This is a genomic window from Acinetobacter sichuanensis (assembly GCF_003024515.2).
Taxonomy (GTDB): Bacteria; Pseudomonadota; Gammaproteobacteria; order Pseudomonadales; family Moraxellaceae; genus Acinetobacter; species Acinetobacter sichuanensis.
Map to the genome: position 1 here is coordinate 1 of NZ_PYIX02000183.1, position 878 is coordinate 878.

Here is an 878-nt window from a genome sequence, read left to right on the forward strand (position 1 = left end):
TTCATTGAGCATCTCCATCAGACCCATTCTCCAACTCAAATCGACGTGCACGAATACAGCCCATGAGTTTCGGTTGAATATCTGGATGACGACTACCCACATCAATTTCTAGTACATCTAATGTTGTGAGGTCTGGAGCATTTTGAATCTGCACCATTAATGATGGTGGTTGCCCTATGGGTTGAGCGTCAACATTCAGCTCGTTTAAACGTTTACTAATTGCATTAATTAATGGTTTACGCTGTTCTTCAGTCCATTGAGTCGTATATCGAACTAAAGCATTGGCTTCAGCGGGAGTTTGTGCTTGACTTGCTCTATTGATTAAATCAGTTAGATTTTCTTGATATTTCTTCTCAGCTTCTGCATCTGCTTCTTTGGCCAAAGCTTTTCTACGAAGTTCAATATGCCCATCAAGATGATTTTTATGTGTAGATACCAGCTTAGGATTGTTATGGATCTTAACTACAATCGCATCCAATTCATCGGCACTCATTTGGAAAATTTTATACATTAGCTCTTGTTTTATTTCAGCGCTTATACGAGACTTTTCTGTATCACCAAAAAATGAATCATTTGCGTTATTAATTTTAGAATCAGAAACAAAGCTATCCTCTGAAGCAGTCACATCATCTTGACTAATAGTTTCAATATTAGATTGGGGTACATATTGCTCTGAATCAATCTCAGCTAATCTCGCATTAAAACAAGTATTAAGATCTTCATGTTGTTCATCACTTAAAGTTCCGTTTGAAGCAAAAGTGGTGCGGATCTTAATTAACTCTTGCGCTGTTTGGGCTGCTGTAATTTGTTCTTTAAATTGAACAATCAGCGCGTTAATCTCCTCAGCTTCAATTTGTTTAAATTTGGCATATAGCTGC

At 37.2% G+C, this 878-nt stretch carries 1 pseudogene; it reads right to left on the reverse strand.

Going from position 1 to position 878, the window contains the following annotated elements:
• Position 1 precedes the first annotated feature (1 nt).
• A pseudogene (locus tag C9E89_RS23590) lies at positions 2-878 on the reverse strand (hypothetical protein); the annotation flags it as partial.